The sequence below is a fragment of the Streptomyces sp. NRRL WC-3742 genome, assembly GCF_000720635.1.
Taxonomy (GTDB): domain Bacteria; phylum Actinomycetota; class Actinomycetes; order Streptomycetales; family Streptomycetaceae; genus Kitasatospora.
This window is the reverse complement of sequence record NZ_JOCF01000056.1, coordinates 30,424-45,219: the sequence shown is the minus strand read 5'-3', so window position 1 is coordinate 45,219 and position 14,796 is coordinate 30,424. Positions and strand designations below refer to the sequence as shown.

15 protein-coding genes are annotated in these 14,796 nt (G+C 73.4%); 9 read left to right on the top strand and 6 right to left on the bottom strand.

Translation table 11 applies throughout. The features are described 5' to 3' along the window. Positions 1–9: 9 nt before the first annotated feature. The 5 genes from IH61_RS0127610 to IH61_RS0127590 all read left to right on the top strand — a co-directional run bounded on the left by IH61_RS0127610 (position 10) and on the right by IH61_RS0127590 (position 6,493). Entirely contained in the window at positions 10–1,161 is a 1,152-nt protein-coding gene (locus IH61_RS0127610; protein ID WP_031074597.1) for a Gfo/Idh/MocA family protein, read from the top strand. A 3-nt stretch (positions 1,162–1,164) separates the two neighbouring features. Continuing rightward, complete coding sequence (locus IH61_RS0127605; protein ID WP_031074596.1) at positions 1,165–2,322, top strand: dihydrodipicolinate synthase family protein; 1,158 nt, start codon at positions 1,165–1,167, stop codon at positions 2,320–2,322. Continuing rightward, positions 2,319–3,140 carry a sugar phosphate isomerase/epimerase family protein gene (locus tag IH61_RS0127600; protein ID WP_031074595.1) on the top strand — a complete coding sequence of 274 codons (822 nt, stop codon included), beginning with the start codon at positions 2,319–2,321 and terminating at the stop codon, positions 3,138–3,140. Before IH61_RS0127605 ends, IH61_RS0127600 begins: the two co-directional genes overlap by 4 nt. Before the next feature lie 131 nt (positions 3,141–3,271). Continuing rightward, the gene (locus tag IH61_RS0127595) at positions 3,272–4,342 is read left to right on the top strand and encodes a glycerate kinase (RefSeq protein ID WP_199823396.1); all 1,071 of its coding nucleotides are present in this window, start codon (positions 3,272–3,274) and stop codon (positions 4,340–4,342) included. Between the two features lie 213 nt (positions 4,343–4,555). Beyond that, positions 4,556–6,493 (top strand): PIG-L family deacetylase, encoded by a 1,938-nt coding sequence (locus IH61_RS0127590; protein ID WP_031074593.1) that lies wholly within the window; start codon positions 4,556–4,558, stop codon positions 6,491–6,493. 111 nt (positions 6,494–6,604) lie between these two features. Here IH61_RS0127590 and IH61_RS0127585 read toward each other — a convergent pair whose 3' ends face one another. Beyond that, a complete protein-coding gene (locus IH61_RS0127585) occupies positions 6,605–7,414 on the bottom strand; it encodes a helix-turn-helix domain-containing protein (RefSeq protein ID WP_199823395.1) in 810 nt (269 codons plus the stop codon). Between IH61_RS0127585 and IH61_RS0127580 the strand changes: the two genes are divergently transcribed. Beyond that, positions 7,413–7,982: a TIGR03086 family metal-binding protein gene (locus IH61_RS0127580; RefSeq protein ID WP_078911445.1), complete on the top strand. Its 570-nt coding sequence runs from the start codon at positions 7,413–7,415 to the stop codon at positions 7,980–7,982. The two genes, IH61_RS0127585 and IH61_RS0127580, sit on opposite strands and share 2 nt — an antisense overlap. A gap of 84 nt (positions 7,983–8,066) precedes the next feature. On the opposite strand, the gene IH61_RS0127575 is transcribed toward IH61_RS0127580, so the two are convergent. Then, a complete protein-coding gene (locus IH61_RS0127575; RefSeq protein ID WP_063763282.1) occupies positions 8,067–9,095 on the bottom strand; it encodes an AraC family transcriptional regulator in 1,029 nt (342 codons plus the stop codon). 134 nt (positions 9,096–9,229) lie between these two features. On the opposite strand from IH61_RS0127575, the gene IH61_RS0127570 reads away from it, so the two are divergent. Then, the gene (locus tag IH61_RS0127570) at positions 9,230–10,141 is read left to right on the top strand and encodes an MBL fold metallo-hydrolase (RefSeq protein ID WP_031074588.1); all 912 of its coding nucleotides are present in this window, start codon (positions 9,230–9,232) and stop codon (positions 10,139–10,141) included. 56 nt (positions 10,142–10,197) lie between these two features. Here the strand turns inward: IH61_RS0127570 and IH61_RS0127565 are convergent, their stop codons facing one another. Continuing rightward, positions 10,198–10,563 carry a hypothetical protein gene (locus IH61_RS0127565; RefSeq protein ID WP_031074586.1) on the bottom strand — a complete coding sequence of 122 codons (366 nt, stop codon included), beginning with the start codon at positions 10,561–10,563 and terminating at the stop codon, positions 10,198–10,200. 202 nt (positions 10,564–10,765) lie between these two features. Then, positions 10,766–11,671: a neutral zinc metallopeptidase gene (locus IH61_RS0127560; protein ID WP_031074584.1), complete on the bottom strand. Its 906-nt coding sequence runs from the start codon at positions 11,669–11,671 to the stop codon at positions 10,766–10,768. Between the two features lie 172 nt (positions 11,672–11,843). Here IH61_RS0127560 and IH61_RS0127555 point away from each other — a divergent pair, with 172 nt between their 5' ends. Beyond that, the gene (locus tag IH61_RS0127555) at positions 11,844–12,389 is read left to right on the top strand and encodes an NUDIX hydrolase (protein ID WP_031074581.1); all 546 of its coding nucleotides are present in this window, start codon (positions 11,844–11,846) and stop codon (positions 12,387–12,389) included. Between the two features lie 75 nt (positions 12,390–12,464). Here IH61_RS0127555 and IH61_RS0127550 read toward each other — a convergent pair whose 3' ends face one another. Beyond that, positions 12,465–12,959, bottom strand: a complete 495-nt coding sequence (locus tag IH61_RS0127550) for a hemerythrin domain-containing protein (RefSeq protein ID WP_037973430.1) — start codon at positions 12,957–12,959, stop codon at positions 12,465–12,467. Between the two features lie 128 nt (positions 12,960–13,087). Then, positions 13,088–13,447, bottom strand: coding sequence for an ArsR/SmtB family transcription factor (locus IH61_RS0127545; protein WP_051838121.1), 360 nt, complete (start codon positions 13,445–13,447; stop codon positions 13,088–13,090). A 131-nt stretch (positions 13,448–13,578) separates the two neighbouring features. Here IH61_RS0127545 and IH61_RS0127540 point away from each other — a divergent pair, with 131 nt between their 5' ends. Beyond that, positions 13,579–14,766: an MFS transporter gene (locus tag IH61_RS0127540; protein ID WP_031074576.1), complete on the top strand. Its 1,188-nt coding sequence runs from the start codon at positions 13,579–13,581 to the stop codon at positions 14,764–14,766. The last annotated feature ends 30 nt before the right edge of the window (positions 14,767–14,796 follow it).

Below are 14,796 nucleotides of genomic sequence, written 5' to 3'. Positions count from 1 at the left end.
AGCCGCCACATGTCCCGCAGGGTGATCGGCATCGTGATGAACGGTGTCACCGGCCGGATGGGCTACCGCCAGCACCTGGTCCGCTCGATCCTGGCCATCCGCGAGCAGGGCGGCCTCGCCCTCGGCGACGGCCAGGTGCTCTGGCCCGAACCGATCCTGGTCGGCCGCAGCGCGCACAAACTCGAGGAACTGGCGCACCGCCACGGCCTGGAGCACTGGACCACCTCGCTCGACGAGGCGCTGGCCCACCCGCTCGCCGAGATCTACTTCGACGCCCAGCTGACCCAGGTCCGTGAGCCGGCCATCCGGCGGGCGATCGGAGCCGGCAAGCACATCTACACCGAGAAGCCCACCGCCGACTCCCTCGACGCGGCACTGGAGTTGGCACGGCTGGCGCGCGCGGCCGGGGTGTGCAACGGCGCGGTGCAGGACAAGCTCTTCCTGCCCGGCCTGCTGAAGCTCAAGCGGCTGGTGGACAGCGGCTTCTTCGGCCGGATCCTGTCGGTGCGCGGCGAGTTCGGCTACTGGGTCTTCGAGGGCGACCGGCAGTCCGCCCAGCGCCCGTCCTGGAACTACCGGGCCGAGGACGGCGGCGGCATGATCCTGGACATGTTCCCGCACTGGCAGTACGTGCTGGAGGGCATCATCGCCCCGATCCGCTCGGTCTACGCCCACACCGCCACCCACATCCCCGAGCGCGTCGACGAACAGGGCCGCGCCTACCCGGCGACGGCCGACGACGCCGCGTACGGCATCTTCGAGCTGGCGGGCGGCGTCATAGCCCAGATCAACTCCTCCTGGGCCGTGCGGGTCGACCGCGACGAGCTGGTCGAGTTCCAGGTGGACGGCACCGAGGGCAGCGCCGTGGCCGGCCTGCGCAACTGCCGCTTCCAGCACCGCGCCGCCACCCCCAAGCCGGTCTGGAACCCCGACCTCCCGGTCACCGAGTCCTTCCGTTCGCAGTGGCAGCAGGTGCCCGACAACGCCGAGTTCGACAACGGCTTCAAGGTGCAGTGGGAACTGTTCCTCAAGCACGTCGCCACCGGCTCGGACTACCGCTGGGACCTGCTGGAGGGCGCCCGGGGCGTCCAGCTCGCCGAGTTGGGCCTGCGCTCCGCCGCCGAGGGCCGCCGCCTCGACGTCCCCGAGCTGGAGATCTGAACCATGGCCACCGTCAACCTGCCCGGCAGCCGCGTCCACCGGATGAGCGAGCCCGAGCCGCTGCCCGTCCACCCGACCGCCCCGAACGCCCCGACCAGCCGGATCGCCTTCGCCGCCGCCCATGTCGTCGCCGACCCCCGGGGAGAGAACGCCCTCGGCGCACCCGCCGCCGTCGACTGGGACGCCACCCTCGCCTTCCGCCACCACCTCTGGGCGCTCGGCCTCGGCATCGCCGACGCCATGGACACCGCCCAGCGCGGCACGGGCCTGGACTGGGCCGCCACCAAGGAGCTGATCACCCGCTCCGGCGCCGAGGCCCGAGCCGTCGCGGGCCGCCTCGCCTGCGGCGTCGGCACCGACCAACTCACCCTGCCCTCACCATCGTTCGCCGACATCCTGGCCGCCTACGAGGAACAGCTCGCCGTCGTGGAGGAGGCCGGCGCGCAGCCGGTCCTGATGGCCAGCCGGGCCCTCGTGGCCACCACCACCGACCCCGAGGACTACCTGCAGCTCTACGGCCGGCTGATCACCCAGTCCCGCCGGCCCGTCATCCTGCACTGGCTGGGCGAGATGTTCGACCCGGCGCTGGCCGGCTACTGGGGCTCGGCCGACCTCGACCGGGCCACCGACACCGTCCTCGCGCTGATCGAGGAGCACGGCGGACGGATCGACGGCATCAAGGTCTCCCTGCTGGACGCCGACCGGGAGATCGCCCTGCGACGCGCCCTGCCCGAGGGCGTGCGTCTCTACACCGGGGACGACTTCAACTACCCCGAGCTGATCCGGGGCGACGAACTCGGCCACAGCCACGCCCTGCTGGGCATCTTCGACCCGATCGCCGCCCGGGCCGCCGCCGCCCTGCACGCCCTGGACGCCGGCGACCTGGACCGCTACGACGCGCTGCTGGCCCCGACCCTGCCGCTGGCGCGGCACCTGTTCGCCGCTCCGACCTACCACTACAAGACCGGCATCGTCCTCCTCGCCTGGCTGACCGGCCACCAGGACCACTTCATCATGGTGAACGGCGCCCAGACCGGACGCTCCGTCCCCCACCTGGTCGAACTGTTCAGGCTCGCCGACGCGGCGGGCGTCCTGCCCGACCCGGAGCTGGCCGCACACCGGATGCGGCAGCTCCTCGCCGTCGCGGGGGTGGAGCAGTGAACCGGCTGTCGCTCAACCAGATCACCACCAGGAACTGGAGCCTGCCCCAGGCCGTCCAGGGCTGCGTCGACGCCGCGATCCCGGCCATCGGCCTGTGGCGGGACAAGGTCGCCGAGACCGGTCTCACCCGAGCGGCGAAGCTGGTCCGCGACGCGGGACTCGCCGTCAGCTCGCTGTGCCGGGGCGGTTTCCTCACCGCCACCGGCGCCGAGGGTCACCGGGCCGCCCTCGCCGAGAACCTCCGTGCCTTGGAGGAGGCGGCCGAACTGGGCACCGACACACTGGTCATGGTGGTCGGCGGACTCCCCGAGGGCAGCCGCGACCTGACCGGTTCCCGCGCCCGGGTCGCCGAGCTCCTCGCCGAACTCGCACCGCACGCAGGAGACTTCCGCGTCCGGTTGGCGATCGAACCGCTGCACCCGATGTTCTGCGCCGACCGCGCCGTGGTCTCCACCCTCAGCCAGGCCCTGGACCTCGCCGAACAGCACCCCGTCGACCAGGTCGGCGTCGTCGTCGACAGCTACCACGTCTGGTGGGACCCGGACCTCGCCCGGCAGATCGCCCGGGCAGGTGACCGGATCGCCTCCTACCAGGTCTGCGACTGGACGCTCCCGCTGCCCGCCGACGCCCTGCTCGGACGCGGACACGTCGGCGACGGCCACATCGACTTCCGCACCCTGACCGAACAGGTCACGGCCGCCGGCTACACGGGCTTCGTCGAGGTCGAGATCTTCAACCAGCAGATCTGGGACACCCCGGGCGAGCAGACCCTGGCCACGTTGATCGAGCGTCATCGCGCCCACGTGGCCCAGCGGTGAGTGACCCGGCTGTGAGTGACCCGGCTGTGAGTGACCCAGCTGTGAGTGGCCCAGCTGTGAGTGGCCCAGCTGTGAGTGGCCCAGCTGTGAGTGGTCGACCAGCGAGTGGCAGACCAATGAGCGGCAGGCCGATGAGGGTCGTCATCGCGCCGGACTCCTTCAAGGGCACCGTCACCGCCTCCGGCGCGGCCCAGGCGCTGGCGGACGGCTGGCGCTCCGTCCGACCGGACGACCACCTGACGGTCCGTCCGATGGCCGACGGCGGAGAGGGCACCCTCTCCGCCGTCGCGGCCGCCCACCCGGGAGCCGCCCTGACGCGGGTCGGCGGCTGCACCGGCCCCGACGGCCGGACCGTCGAGGGGGCGTACGCGCTCCTGCCCGACGGCACCGCCGTGGTCGAACTCGCCACCGCCAGCGGCCTTCCGCTCATGGAGCGGCCCTCCCCGCTCACCGCCACCACGCGCGGCACCGGCGAAACCGTCGCCGCCGCACTCGACGGCGGCGCGCAGGGCCTGCTGATCGCCCTGGGCGGCTCCGCCTCCACCGACGGCGGCACGGGCCTGCTCCACGCGCTCGGCCTGCGACTGCTCGACGTCGACGGCGTACCCCTGCCGGACGGTGGCGGAGCGCTCGCCCGCGCCCACCGGATCGACCGCAGCCGCCTGAGGGCCGCACCGCCGAAGGGCGTCCGGCTGCTCACCGATGTCACCAACCCGCTGCTCGGCCCGTCCGGCGCCGCCGCCGTCTACGGACCGCAGAAGGGGGCGGGCCCCGAGGACATCGCGCTGCTCGAACGCGGTCTGACCCGGCTCAGTGAGCTGCTCCGGACTTCCCCCGACCAGCCCGGAGCCGGAGCGGCCGGCGGCGCCGCCTACGGCCTGATGGCCATCTGGGGTGCCACCGTCACCCCGGGCGCCCGGGCGGTCGCCGACCTGCTCGGCCTCGACGCCGCCCTCGCCCGAGCCGACCTGGTGATCACGGGCGAGGGCCGGTTCGACGCGACCAGCCTGCTCGGCAAGGTGGTCGGCGAGGTCATGACCCGCGCCAACCGAGCCGGCGTCCCCGTCCACGTCGTGGCCGGGGAATCCCCCGACCCTCGACCCCTCACGCTGGTGGGACTGGCCGGCGATCCGGGCGACGCCCGCGCCCGGGCCGCGCACTGGCTGCGCCAGGCCGGCGCGGAACTCGCCCGCAACCGGTAACCGCCTCACCGCGCAGCCACCCGCACCCTTGACACCTCGCCAGTTAAGGAATTTTACTATCTCTCCGAAGGTCCTCGCCGACCTGACCCCATTCCCATCCCCGTCGACGTCCGGGTCCGATACCCACGGATGCTCGACGCGCTGCGAGCCGCGCCGCCGACTGCTCCCCTCCCCCTACGGCTTCCTGGTGCGCGTCACGACGGAAGGAATGACATGGCGATCGGACGACGGCAACTCCTCACCTCCATCGCGCTCACCGCCCTCGCCACACCTGTCCTGGCCAGAGGTACCGCGACTCGCGCAGCCGCAGCCGCGAGTACGACTGCGGCCACCGACTCCGGGCCGCTGGTCATGCACGTCGTCGCGCACGAGGACGACGACATCCTGTTCATGAACCCGGACCTGTCCAACGCGATCGCCAACCGCACGCCGTCCGTCACGGTGTTCGTCACCGCGGGGAACGCGACCGGCGACCCGTGTGCCTCGACCTGCTGGGACACCGCCGGCGAGCCGCTTCGCACCTGGAACCGCCAGATGGGCGCCGTCAACGCCTACTCCCGGATGGCCGGGGTCGGCGACGACGACCCGGCGACCGACGAGATCGGGCACTGGACGGTCGAGGCGTGGACGGTCGCGGGCAAGCAGGTCGAGCGGTACGTCCTCAACGACCGGCCCGTGCACCTGGTCTTCCTCAACCTGCACGACGCCGGGCTCGCCGCCGTGCTGGCCGGCGGCACCGACACCACGGTCGTCCCGAAGGGCAGCCCGCTGTCCGGGCCGTCGACCTACACGGCCGCGGACGTCGTCGAGGTACTGCGGCAGATCATGGTGACCTACCGGCCGACCGTGCTCCGGGCCCAGGACGAACTCCCCGACAGCCGCTACTGGCCCGACCACCCGGACCACGTCGCCGCCGCGAAGTTCGCCGGCCAGGCGGCGAGCCAGTACGGCGACACGCTGATCCAGGTGAACCACCGGGACTACAACATCGGCGACTCCCCGGTGAACCTCGACCCCGGGACGGCCGACGCCAAGGGCGCGTACGTCTCCGAGTACGTCAGCCACGACCACACGGGGAACTTCCAGGCCGCCTGGTTCTCCCGAATGTACTACCGCTGGTCGCGCGGCACCTCCTGGGCCGGACTGAACCAGGACGGCCGGCCCCAGGTCTTCGTCGTCCGGGCCGGCGCCCTCCACACCTACTGGCGCCGGGCGAACGGCAGTTGGGGCGGCGCGACACGGCTGGCCGACCCGGGCGGGCGCCTCGCGCCGGGCATAGCCGTCGGCACCAACGCGGACGGCCGGCTGGAGGTCTTCGCCCGCCGCCTGACCGACCACCACATCGTCTCCGTCCCGCAGACCACGCCCAACGGCCTGTGGCGCGACAGCTGGGCCGACCTCGGCAACCCCAGCGCCGGGCTCGGCAACGCGGACCAGGTCGGCGTGCCCGTGGTGGCCGCCTCCCAGGACGGCCGGCTCGAACTCTTCGTCAAGAACGGCGGCGGCGGCCTCAGTACCATCCGGCAGACCATCCCGGGCGGCGCCTGGACGACCACCTGGGACGACCTGCACGGCACCGACCTCCAGGACCCGGTCGCCGCGATCCGCAACGGCGCCGGGAGGATCGAGGTCTTCGCCGCCACCCGCAACGAGATCCTCAACTGGTCGCAGACCGCGCCCGACGACGACGCCTACGGCGGACCGGCCCCGGTTCCCGACGCCCGCCCGGCGAGCCCGCCCAGGGCCGCACTCGACCAGGACGGGCGCATCGAACTCGCCTACCGCGAGGTCGGCACCGGCGCGATGCTCGTCAGCTACCAGACCCGGCCCGGCGGACCGTGGAGCCAGCCCCCGGCCAACCTCGGCGGCGACGCGGGCGTGGGCGAGCCGGCGACGACCACCCTCGGCGGACGGGTCGTCCTGTTCGAACGCAACCGCGGCGGCGGCGTGAGCACCACCGCCCAGACCGCCCCGAACTCCGCCTACGGCCCCTGGCAGGACCTCGGCGGCACCGTCCTCGACCACCCGGCCGCGATCGTCGACGGCGACGGCCTCCTCCACCTGTTCGCCATCGGCACGGACGGCCTCGTCCACTACCGCACGGGCACCACGCCCACCACCTTCGGCCCCTGGCAGGACCTGCCCCTGTGACCCTCCCCTGCGGCCGGCCGGGCGGCAGCCCTCCCGGCCGGCCGCAGGGGCATCGGGCGCTGCCGCCGGTACTTGTCGTAGGCGACGTGACCCCACTACCCGACTACCCGACTAATATCGCTGCGCGTACCAGGTCGGTGGCTCGCCGAACATGCGCTTGAAGTCGCGGATGAAATGGCCCTGGTCGGCGTAGCCGAGGTCCGCCGCCAGCGCGGCCCAGTCGATCGCGCCGCCGGCGGCCATGCGTGCGGTCACCTTGTGCAGGCGGTGGCGGCGGATCGCCCACTTGGGCCCGATGCCGACGTACTCCGCGAAAAGCCGTTGCAGCCCCCGGATGCTCATCCCCAGCTCGGCGGCGAGCTGTTCGGCCCTGGTCATGGCCTCGTCCTCGGCGATCAGCTCGACCGCGGCCACCGCCTGGCGCACCCGGGGGTCGTCGTCCGGCAGGTGCTTCAGCAGGAACGCTTCCACCGTCGGCACGTCGGGCGTCGTGGGCAGGTCCGGGCCGAACACCTCGGCTGCCGGGACGACGCGGTCGGTGATCGTCGAGACGGAGGCACCGAGAAACGGGCGGAAGCAGCCCGGCCGGAACGCGACGCCGAAGACGTGGTCGCGGCCTTCGAGGACCTTGATCCGGTAGCCGCCGCACACGCCGTGGACGTCCGCGCGGCCGCCGCCGAACGACAGGTGCACGTTCGGGTACGGCACGATCTTCTGCCGGTAGGGCTCGGCGTAGTCCCAGCGAGCCTCCCAGTAATGGTCCACCCATGGCGCGAGTGCCGACGACGGGCTGTGGATCGCGTGGCGCTGATACCTGCTCCACGCTCCCGCCAGCTCACGAACGTCTCGCCTCACACGGCAAAGTGTATGGCGCCTTTGTTCAATACTCTTCCGACCCGATGCACCTAGCGTGGCCGTCATGTCACACCTTTCCAACGCTGCCCAGGCCATGGCCGCAGTCGCCCGCACCATCACCGACGACCAGCTCGCCAATAAGACTCCGTGCACGGAGTACGACGTGCGGGCGCTGGTCAACCACCTCCTGTTCTGGGGCCCGTCGCTCGCCGGCGCCGGCCGCAAGGAGCCCGTTCCGCTGCCCGCGGCCACCGAGACCGAGGTGGACCTGGCGGACGGCCACTGGCGCGGCCGCCTGCTCGCCCTGCTGGACGACATCACGTCGTCGTGGGCGCCGCCGAGCGCCTGGGAATGCGAGACGAGCATGGGCACGCCGCAGACGCTGCCCGCGCCCGTCCTGGGCGACATGATCGTCGGCGAGCTGGCCGTGCACGGCTGGGACCTGGCGGTCGCGACCGGGCAGCGGCTGGAACTGCCCGCCGACCTGCTCGCGCATCTGCACGACGCGATGATCCACGGCGTGGAGCAGGGGCGGGAGATGGGCATGTACCGACCGGAAGTCGCGGTGTCGGCCGAAGCACCCACCCTGGACCGAGTCCTCGGCCTGACCGGACGCGATCCCGCCTGGGCGTAGTTCCGTCGTCCCGGTTCGAGGGCAACCGGGTGGCCTCCCCCATCACCCGCCCGGGCGGCACCCTGTCCACGACCTCATCCTTCGTCACGGAGGCCGGGAACCCCGGGCTGCACCCGGCCTGACGGCTGCTCGTTGCGCGAACTCCGGTGCGGCAGACGCCTCTTCGGGGGCCGCAGCGGCGCGGTAGCGGCCCGGGGTGGTGCCGAAGTGGCGGTGGAAGGCGTGGGAGAGGGCGTACGGGCTGCCGTAGCCGACCTGGCGGGCGACGGCCTCCAGCGGGTCGGTGCCGCGACGCAGCAGTCCGGCGGCGCGGGTCATCCGCCACCAGGCGAGGTAGGTCATCGGCGGCCGGCCGGTGAGGGTGGTGAAGCGGCGCACCAGAGTCGCGCGGGAGACTCCGGCGTGCTGGGCGAGGGTGTGGGCCGTCCACGGGTGGGCCGGGTCCTCGTGGAGGGCGGCGAGCGCGGCGGCCACCACCGGGTCGGCCAGGGCGGCGCCCCAGCCGTCCGCGCTGCGCCGGGTGGTCCAGGCGCGCACCAGGTAGACGAGCAGCAGGTCAACCAGGGCGGGTACGGCGAGCTCTCCCCCGGGCCGTACGGAGGCCACCTCGGCGCCCAACAGGTCGACGGCGGTGCGCAGTTCGGGGTGCTCACCGTCGCGGGTGGAGAAGTGGACGACCTCGGGGAGCTCGCTCATCAGCGGGTGGGAGACGGCGTGGTCGAGGCGGTACTTGCCGCAGAGGAGTTCGTCGGTCCTGTCCTGCGGGCCACGGTTCTGCGGGTCACGGTTCTGCGGGTCGAGGTTCTGCGAGTCGCGGCCGTTCGGGGGCAGGATGGTGTCCAACTCGGGTAGCCGCAGGGCCTGTTCGGGGGTGATCTCCCGATCGGCGAGGGCGTGTCCGCCGCCGCGAGGGAGCAGTGCGACGTCGCCCGCCGCGAGGGGTAGCGGGTCCGCGCCGTCCGGGTGCAGCCAGCAGCGGCCGGCGAGCACCACGTGGAAGCCGGCGCCGGCGTACGGGGGCAGGCGTGCGCCCCAACGGCCGCTGACCCGCAGGCGGTTGGAGAAGGGCCGACCGGTGCGTACGGCGGCGATGGCGTCACTGACCACGTCCATGGGGGCCATCGTAGCCGCCGGGCGTGAGCCGTACGCGTATCGGACGGAGCCGGTCGAGCATTGAGCGGCTCATCCGGCACTCCTAGGCTCGACGGCAGAGCAGGGACAACCGATCGATCGCCTGGGAGGCTGCTGTGGAACGGTTCGTGCTGGGGGACGTGGAGGTCGTACGGGTGCTGGAGTGGCAGGGGGCATTCGCCCCGGCCGCCGTCATGGTGCCCGAACTCGCCGAGCGGGCCTGGACGGAGGGCGACCGCCTGGTGCCCGACCACTACGAGGCGGGTGCGTTCCTGGGCGCGCTGCAGACCTGGGTGGTGCGCGACGGCGAGCGGACGGTGCTGGTGGACACCGGGGTCGGGGACGGCAGGGAGCGGCCCTGGACGCCGATGTTCCACCGTCGTGAGGGCGAGTTCCTCGAGCTGCTGGCGCAGGCGGGGGTTCGGCCGGAGGACGTGGACGTGGTGGTCAACACCCATCTGCACGCCGACCACGTGGGCTGGAACACCCAGCGGCGGGGCGAGGAGTGGGTGCCGACCTTCCCCAACGCCGCCTACTACCTGCCCGCCGCCGACCGGGAGTTCCTCGACCCGGCGGCCGCGCACCCGCTCCGCACGGCGGGAGTCATCGACCCCGGGCAGTGGGCGGAGTGGGACCTGGTGTTCGCGGACAGCGTCGCGCCCGTGCTCGCCTCCGGGCAGGAGGTGGAGTGGTCGGGGTCGGTGCGCCTGGGCGGTTCGCTGGCACTGGAACAGATGCCCGGGCACACGCCGGGCTCCTCGGTACTGCGGGTCGACTCCGGAGGTCAACGGGCCGTGTTCGTCGGGGACATGATGCACTCCCCCGTCCAGCTGGCGCACCCCTCCTGCTCCAGCTGCTTCTGCCTCGACCCGGTGCAGGCGGCCGAGAGCCGGCTGCGGGTGCTGGCGCGGGCGGCGGACGAGGGGGCGCTGGTGGTGCCCGCGCACTTCGCGGGGACGGGGGCGGCGCGGGTGCGGCGCGCGGGGGCGGGTTTCGCCGCCGACTGGGCGGTGCCCGCGCAGCAGTGACGCGGGTGCCCGCCGCCCCCCGCGCGACGGGCACCACACGTATACCCGACGGACCGTCAGGGGCGGTCGAGGGTGATCGAGTTGATCGGCCCGAGGTCGTACCAGACCCCGTTCTGCGCGGCGATGTCGTAGACGCAGTTGGTGCCGTTCGAGCCCCGGCACAGGTGCGCGTGGGCGCCGCCGGACTGGTTGTTGAGCACCCAGTGGTTGCCGTACTGGTTGCTCAGCGGGTGGGCGCCGTAGCTCCAGTAGACCTCGCTGGGGCTGGAGGCCGGGTCCTGGTTCTGCGGGTAGACGCAGACGGCGCCGTACGGGCAGCCGGCCCAGGAACCGTCCGCCGCGTCGGCGCTGCCGGCGGCGGCGGTGGTGAGGGCGGCCGAGGCGAGGGCCAGGGCGGCGAGGGCGTGGGTGATCCTGCGCATGTGAGGGTTCTCCCTTGCTGGTCAGGGCCCCTGACGGGTGTTCCCCGGGGCCTGTGCTCGCCAGCCTAGGAAGACGGGGGCGGCGGCGGTCCCTGACAGGTGTCAGGGGTCCGCCGCCGCCCCACGCCGTGCCGGCTTCCGCGTGCCATCCGCTCCGCGTGCCGTCCGCCCCTCATGCCGTCCGCCGCCGTCGTCGTCGCCGTCAGAGCTTGGCGGCGGAGAAGGTGTCGCACTGGGTGGGGTCGCCGCTGCGGTAGCCGGTGGTGAACCACGCCTTGCGCTGGTCGGAGGAGCCGTGCGTCCACGCCTCGGGGTTGATCCGGCCGGTGGCCTGCTTCTGGATGCGGTCGTCGCCGACCGCGGCGGCCGCGTCCAGGCCCTGGGCGATGTCCTGGTCGGTGAGCGCCTTGATCAGCGGGCGGCCGGTGGACGCCTGCGGGGTGGTGGTGGCGTGGTGCGCCCACACCCCGGCGTAGCAGTCGGCCTGCAGCTCGAGCCGGACGGAGGCGCTGGAGGCGCCCTGCCGGTCGTTGCCGACCTTCTGCATGGTGCCCAGCAGCGTCTGGATGTGGTGGCCGTACTCGTGGGCGACGACGTAGGACTCGGCGAACGGACCGCCCTTGGCGCCGAAGCGGGTGGAGAGTTCGTCGAAGAAGCCGAGGTCGAAGTACGCCTTCTGGTCGCCGGGGCAGTAGAACGGCCCGACGGCGGAGGTCGCGCCCCCGCAGGCGGTGTTGACCCGGTCGGTGAACAGCACCGTCTCGGCGGGCTTGTACGGCGACTTGGTCTGCTTGGGCAGTTCGGCGCGCCAGAAGTCCTGGAGGCTGTTGGTGACCGCCACGATCCGGCAGTCCTGGCGCTTGTTGGCGTCCGCGCCGGTCTTGCACGCCTGCTGCACCTCGCCGGCGCTGCGCGCCGTGGACGAGCCGGAGCTGTTGCCGCCACCGGAGGACAGGCCCAGCAGCTTGGGATCCACGCCGAGGAGGACCGCGAAGAGCACGGCGATCAGGCCCACCGCGCCGCCGCCGATGGCGACCTTGCCGCCCGGGATGCCCCGTCTGTCGTCCACCTGCGAGGTGTCGAGATCGCCCTGGTCGTCGAACTGCATCGCCGCCGCCTACCTGCCGTTTCCGTCGCTGCCCGCGTGCCCTGCGGCGCGCCGTCGCGCACCGGCCACCAGCCTACGGGCCGTCCCTCGCCGCCGGGTGCGCCGCTCGGCCCGGCGCGGCGGGGGGCCGGGGCGTGAGAGGCTCGGTGGTGTCGAGGAGAGGAGCGGGTCCGTGGAGTGGCAGGTGCACGGGCGGCGGCAGGTGTACGGGTCGCCGTGGGTCGAGCTGTGGCTGGACGACGTGGAGATCCCCGGCGTCGGCCGCGTCGACCACCACGCCGTGCGGATGCCCCGGGCCTGCGCGACGGCCGTGGTCGTCGACGAGCGCGGGTACGTGCTGCTGCTCCACCGCCACCGGTTCATCACCGGTCGCTGGGGCTGGGAGCTGCCCGCCGGATGGGTGGAGACGGACGAGGACCCGGCGGCGGCCATCGCCCGCGAGGTGGAGGAGGAGACGGGCTGGCGCCCGGCGGCCGTCGAGCCGCTGACGCAGTACTTCGCGCTGACCGGCATCTCGGACGCCCGCTTCCACGCGTTCCTCGCCACCGGCTCCACCCGGGTCGGCGAGCCGGTGGACGTGGCCGAGGCCGACCGGGTGGAGTGGCTGTCCGAGGCCGAGGTGCTGGACCTCCTCACGAACGGCGGCATCTCGGACGGCGCCACGATCGCCGCGCTGTCGTACTACTTCGGCCCGTACCGGCTCGCCCGGCGCGGCTGACACGCCCGGCAGAGCCGACTCGGGGATTCAGCGGCTCAGGAGTCAGAGACTCGGGGACTCAGGGGCACGGCCCGGTCAGGGGCTCAGGACGGGCCCCGACCAGCCGGTGTCCGGTACCCCCGCGTCCAGGGCGGCGGCGAGGGCGCGCTCCTCGTAGCGGAAGTGGGACTCCATGATGGCTGCCAGGCCGTCGAGTTCACGCCCGATCGCGGCGGGGTCCGCGTGCTGCCCGTCGGCCGCCCGCCCCTCGGCCGCCTGCCCGGCGAGTTCGACGACGCGGGCGAGGATGCCGGAGATCATCGTGTGGTCCTGGACGAGGTTCGCGATCGTCCCAGCCAAGTCGGGCCGCTCGCGCAGGAGTTCGGCGAACAGGCCCTCGTCCTCGCCGCGGTGGTGGGTGGTCAGGGCGCTGCAGAAGGCCAGGCAGTGGGTGCGCAGGGCTTCGTCGATGCCGCCGGCACGGCCGAGGCCGGCCTTGATGTCGCGGATGCGGCGGCGCAGTTCGTCATGGGTTCGGGTGAGCTGAAGGCTCAGGGCGAGGACGCGCTCGCCCTCGTTGCGGGAGGCCACGGAGGGGCCACTCCTTCGGTTCCGCACCTCCATGCCTGACGCGATCCGTCACCGGCACGCGATGCTCGCGCCATCGGATCACGGGCGGCCGGCGCCTGGCAAGGGTGTGCGCCAGGAGGGGGCGGGCCTCAGGAGAGGGCGGGCGCAGAGGCGAGCAGCGCGTCCAGGAGCCCGGGGAAGCGGGCGTCGAGGTCGGCGCGGCGCAGGCTGACGAAGCGGTTGCGGCCGGCGACGCGGGTGGTGGTGACGCCGGCCTCGCGCAGGACGCGCATGTGGTGGGAGACCGTCGACTTGTGCAGGTGCTCCAGGCCGAGGTCGTGGGGGGCGCAGGAGTGCTCGGCGCCGTCCGCGTAGTTGAGCAGGAGCCGCATCCGGACCGGGTCGCCGAGCGCGTGGAGGACCGTGACGAGCTCGATGTCCCCGGCGGCGGGCTGGGGCAGGCGCTCGTCCTCGGCGGCGGGGGCGGCGGGGGTGGTGGTCGGGATCATGGCGGCGGATCGGTCCTCGGGTCGGCGGGCGGGAGCGCGGGATGGTTTGACAATTATCCACCAATCCCAGATTGTTTGGCGAGCGTCAAACTGTTGCCCAGACATCAAACAACCTCCGGGGGGACCGTCCCGTGCCCGTACGCCTGCTCCTGCTCGCCCTCGGCACCTTCGCCGTCGGCACCGACTCCATGGTCGTGGCCGGGATCCTCTCCCCCGTCGCGGCCGACCTCGGGGTGAGCGTGCCCACCGCCGGCCAGCTGGTGACGGTCTTCGCCCTCGCCTACGCCCTCCTCGCCCCGCCCCTGGCCGCGCTCACCGCCCGGCTGCCCCGGCGTCGGCTCCTGCTCGGCGCACTGGCCGTCTTCACCCTCGCCAACGCGCTCAGCGCCGTCGCCCCCACCTTCGGGCTCCTCCTCGCCACCCGCGTCCTCGCCGCCGCCGGCGCGGCGCTCTACACGCCCAACGCCAACGCCGTCGCCACCACACTCGTCGCGCCCGAACGACGCGGACGCGCCCTGGCCACCGTCCTCGGCGGCATGACCGTCGCCACCGCGCTCGGCGTCCCGCTCGGCACCTGGGTCGGGAGCAGCGACTGGCGGCTGACGATGTGGCTGGTCACCGCGCTCGGCCTGATCGCCTGGGCCGGCCTCGCCACCCTCCTGCGCGACCTGCCCGCCCCCGTCACCGCGCCGCCCACCCTGCGCGAGCGCCTCGCCCCGCTCGGGAAGGGCCCGGTGCTGGGCGCCGCGCTCACCACGCTCGTGTTCTTCCTCGCCTTCCAGAGCGTCTACATCTACCTCGCCACCGCCGTCCACGGAGCCACCGGCGGCGACGCCGGGCGCCTCAGCCTCGTCCTGCTCACCGCCGGCGTCGCCTCCGTCGCAGGCAGCTGGCTCGGCGGTCGCCTCGTCGACCGGGCCGGGGTGCGCCCCGTCCTGCTGATCGGCTCCGCCGTCGCGGCCACCATGTTCGCCGCCCTCCCCTGGCTGGGGCGCAGCATGCCCGGGGCGCTCGCCTACGCGGTGGTGGTCCCGCTGGCCGGCTGGTCGGTGTCGGTCGCCCTGCCGCACCGCCTCGCCTCGATCGACCCGGCCAACGCGCCGCTGCTCATCTCCCTCAACAGCAGCGCCCTCTACCTCGGCACCGCCGCCGGCGGCGCGGCCGGATCGGCGGCCATCACCGTCCTCGGCACCGACCGGTTCCCCCTCGCGGCCGCCGCCTGGGCCCTGGCCGCCTGCGCCACGGCGGCCGCGACCACCCGGCCCGCCCGTGTCGCGGCCGCGGGGGCGCCACGGCGCGAGGCCGCCCGGCAGGGGTAGGCGGCCCCCGGGACTACGGAAGTAGTGGCA

What these genes read in the sequence shown, in the direction of transcription:
- IH61_RS0127565 (WP_031074586.1), bottom strand. Translation starts at nt 10,563, where the DNA reads ATGCGCAGGATCACCCACGCCCTCGCCGCCCTGGCCCTCGCCTCGGCC.
- IH61_RS0127595 (WP_199823396.1), top strand. Translation starts at nt 3,272, where the DNA reads ATGAGGGTCGTCATCGCGCCGGACTCCTTCAAGGGCACCGTCACCGCC.
- IH61_RS0127575 (WP_063763282.1), bottom strand. Translation starts at nt 9,095, where the DNA reads ATGGACGTGGTCAGTGACGCCATCGCCGCCGTACGCACCGGTCGGCCC.
- IH61_RS0127545 (WP_051838121.1), bottom strand. Translation starts at nt 13,447, where the DNA reads ATGATCCCGACCACCACCCCCGCCGCCCCCGCCGCCGAGGACGAGCGC.
- IH61_RS0127580 (WP_078911445.1), top strand. Translation starts at nt 7,413, where the DNA reads ATGTCACACCTTTCCAACGCTGCCCAGGCCATGGCCGCAGTCGCCCGC.
- IH61_RS0127590 (WP_031074593.1), top strand. Translation starts at nt 4,556, where the DNA reads ATGGCGATCGGACGACGGCAACTCCTCACCTCCATCGCGCTCACCGCC.
- IH61_RS0127605 (WP_031074596.1), top strand. Translation starts at nt 1,165, where the DNA reads ATGGCCACCGTCAACCTGCCCGGCAGCCGCGTCCACCGGATGAGCGAG.
- IH61_RS0127560 (WP_031074584.1), bottom strand. Translation starts at nt 11,671, where the DNA reads ATGCAGTTCGACGACCAGGGCGATCTCGACACCTCGCAGGTGGACGAC.
- IH61_RS0127585 (WP_199823395.1), bottom strand. Translation starts at nt 7,414, where the DNA reads ATGACGGCCACGCTAGGTGCATCGGGTCGGAAGAGTATTGAACAAAGG.
- IH61_RS0127610 (WP_031074597.1), top strand. Translation starts at nt 10, where the DNA reads ATGTCCCGCAGGGTGATCGGCATCGTGATGAACGGTGTCACCGGCCGG.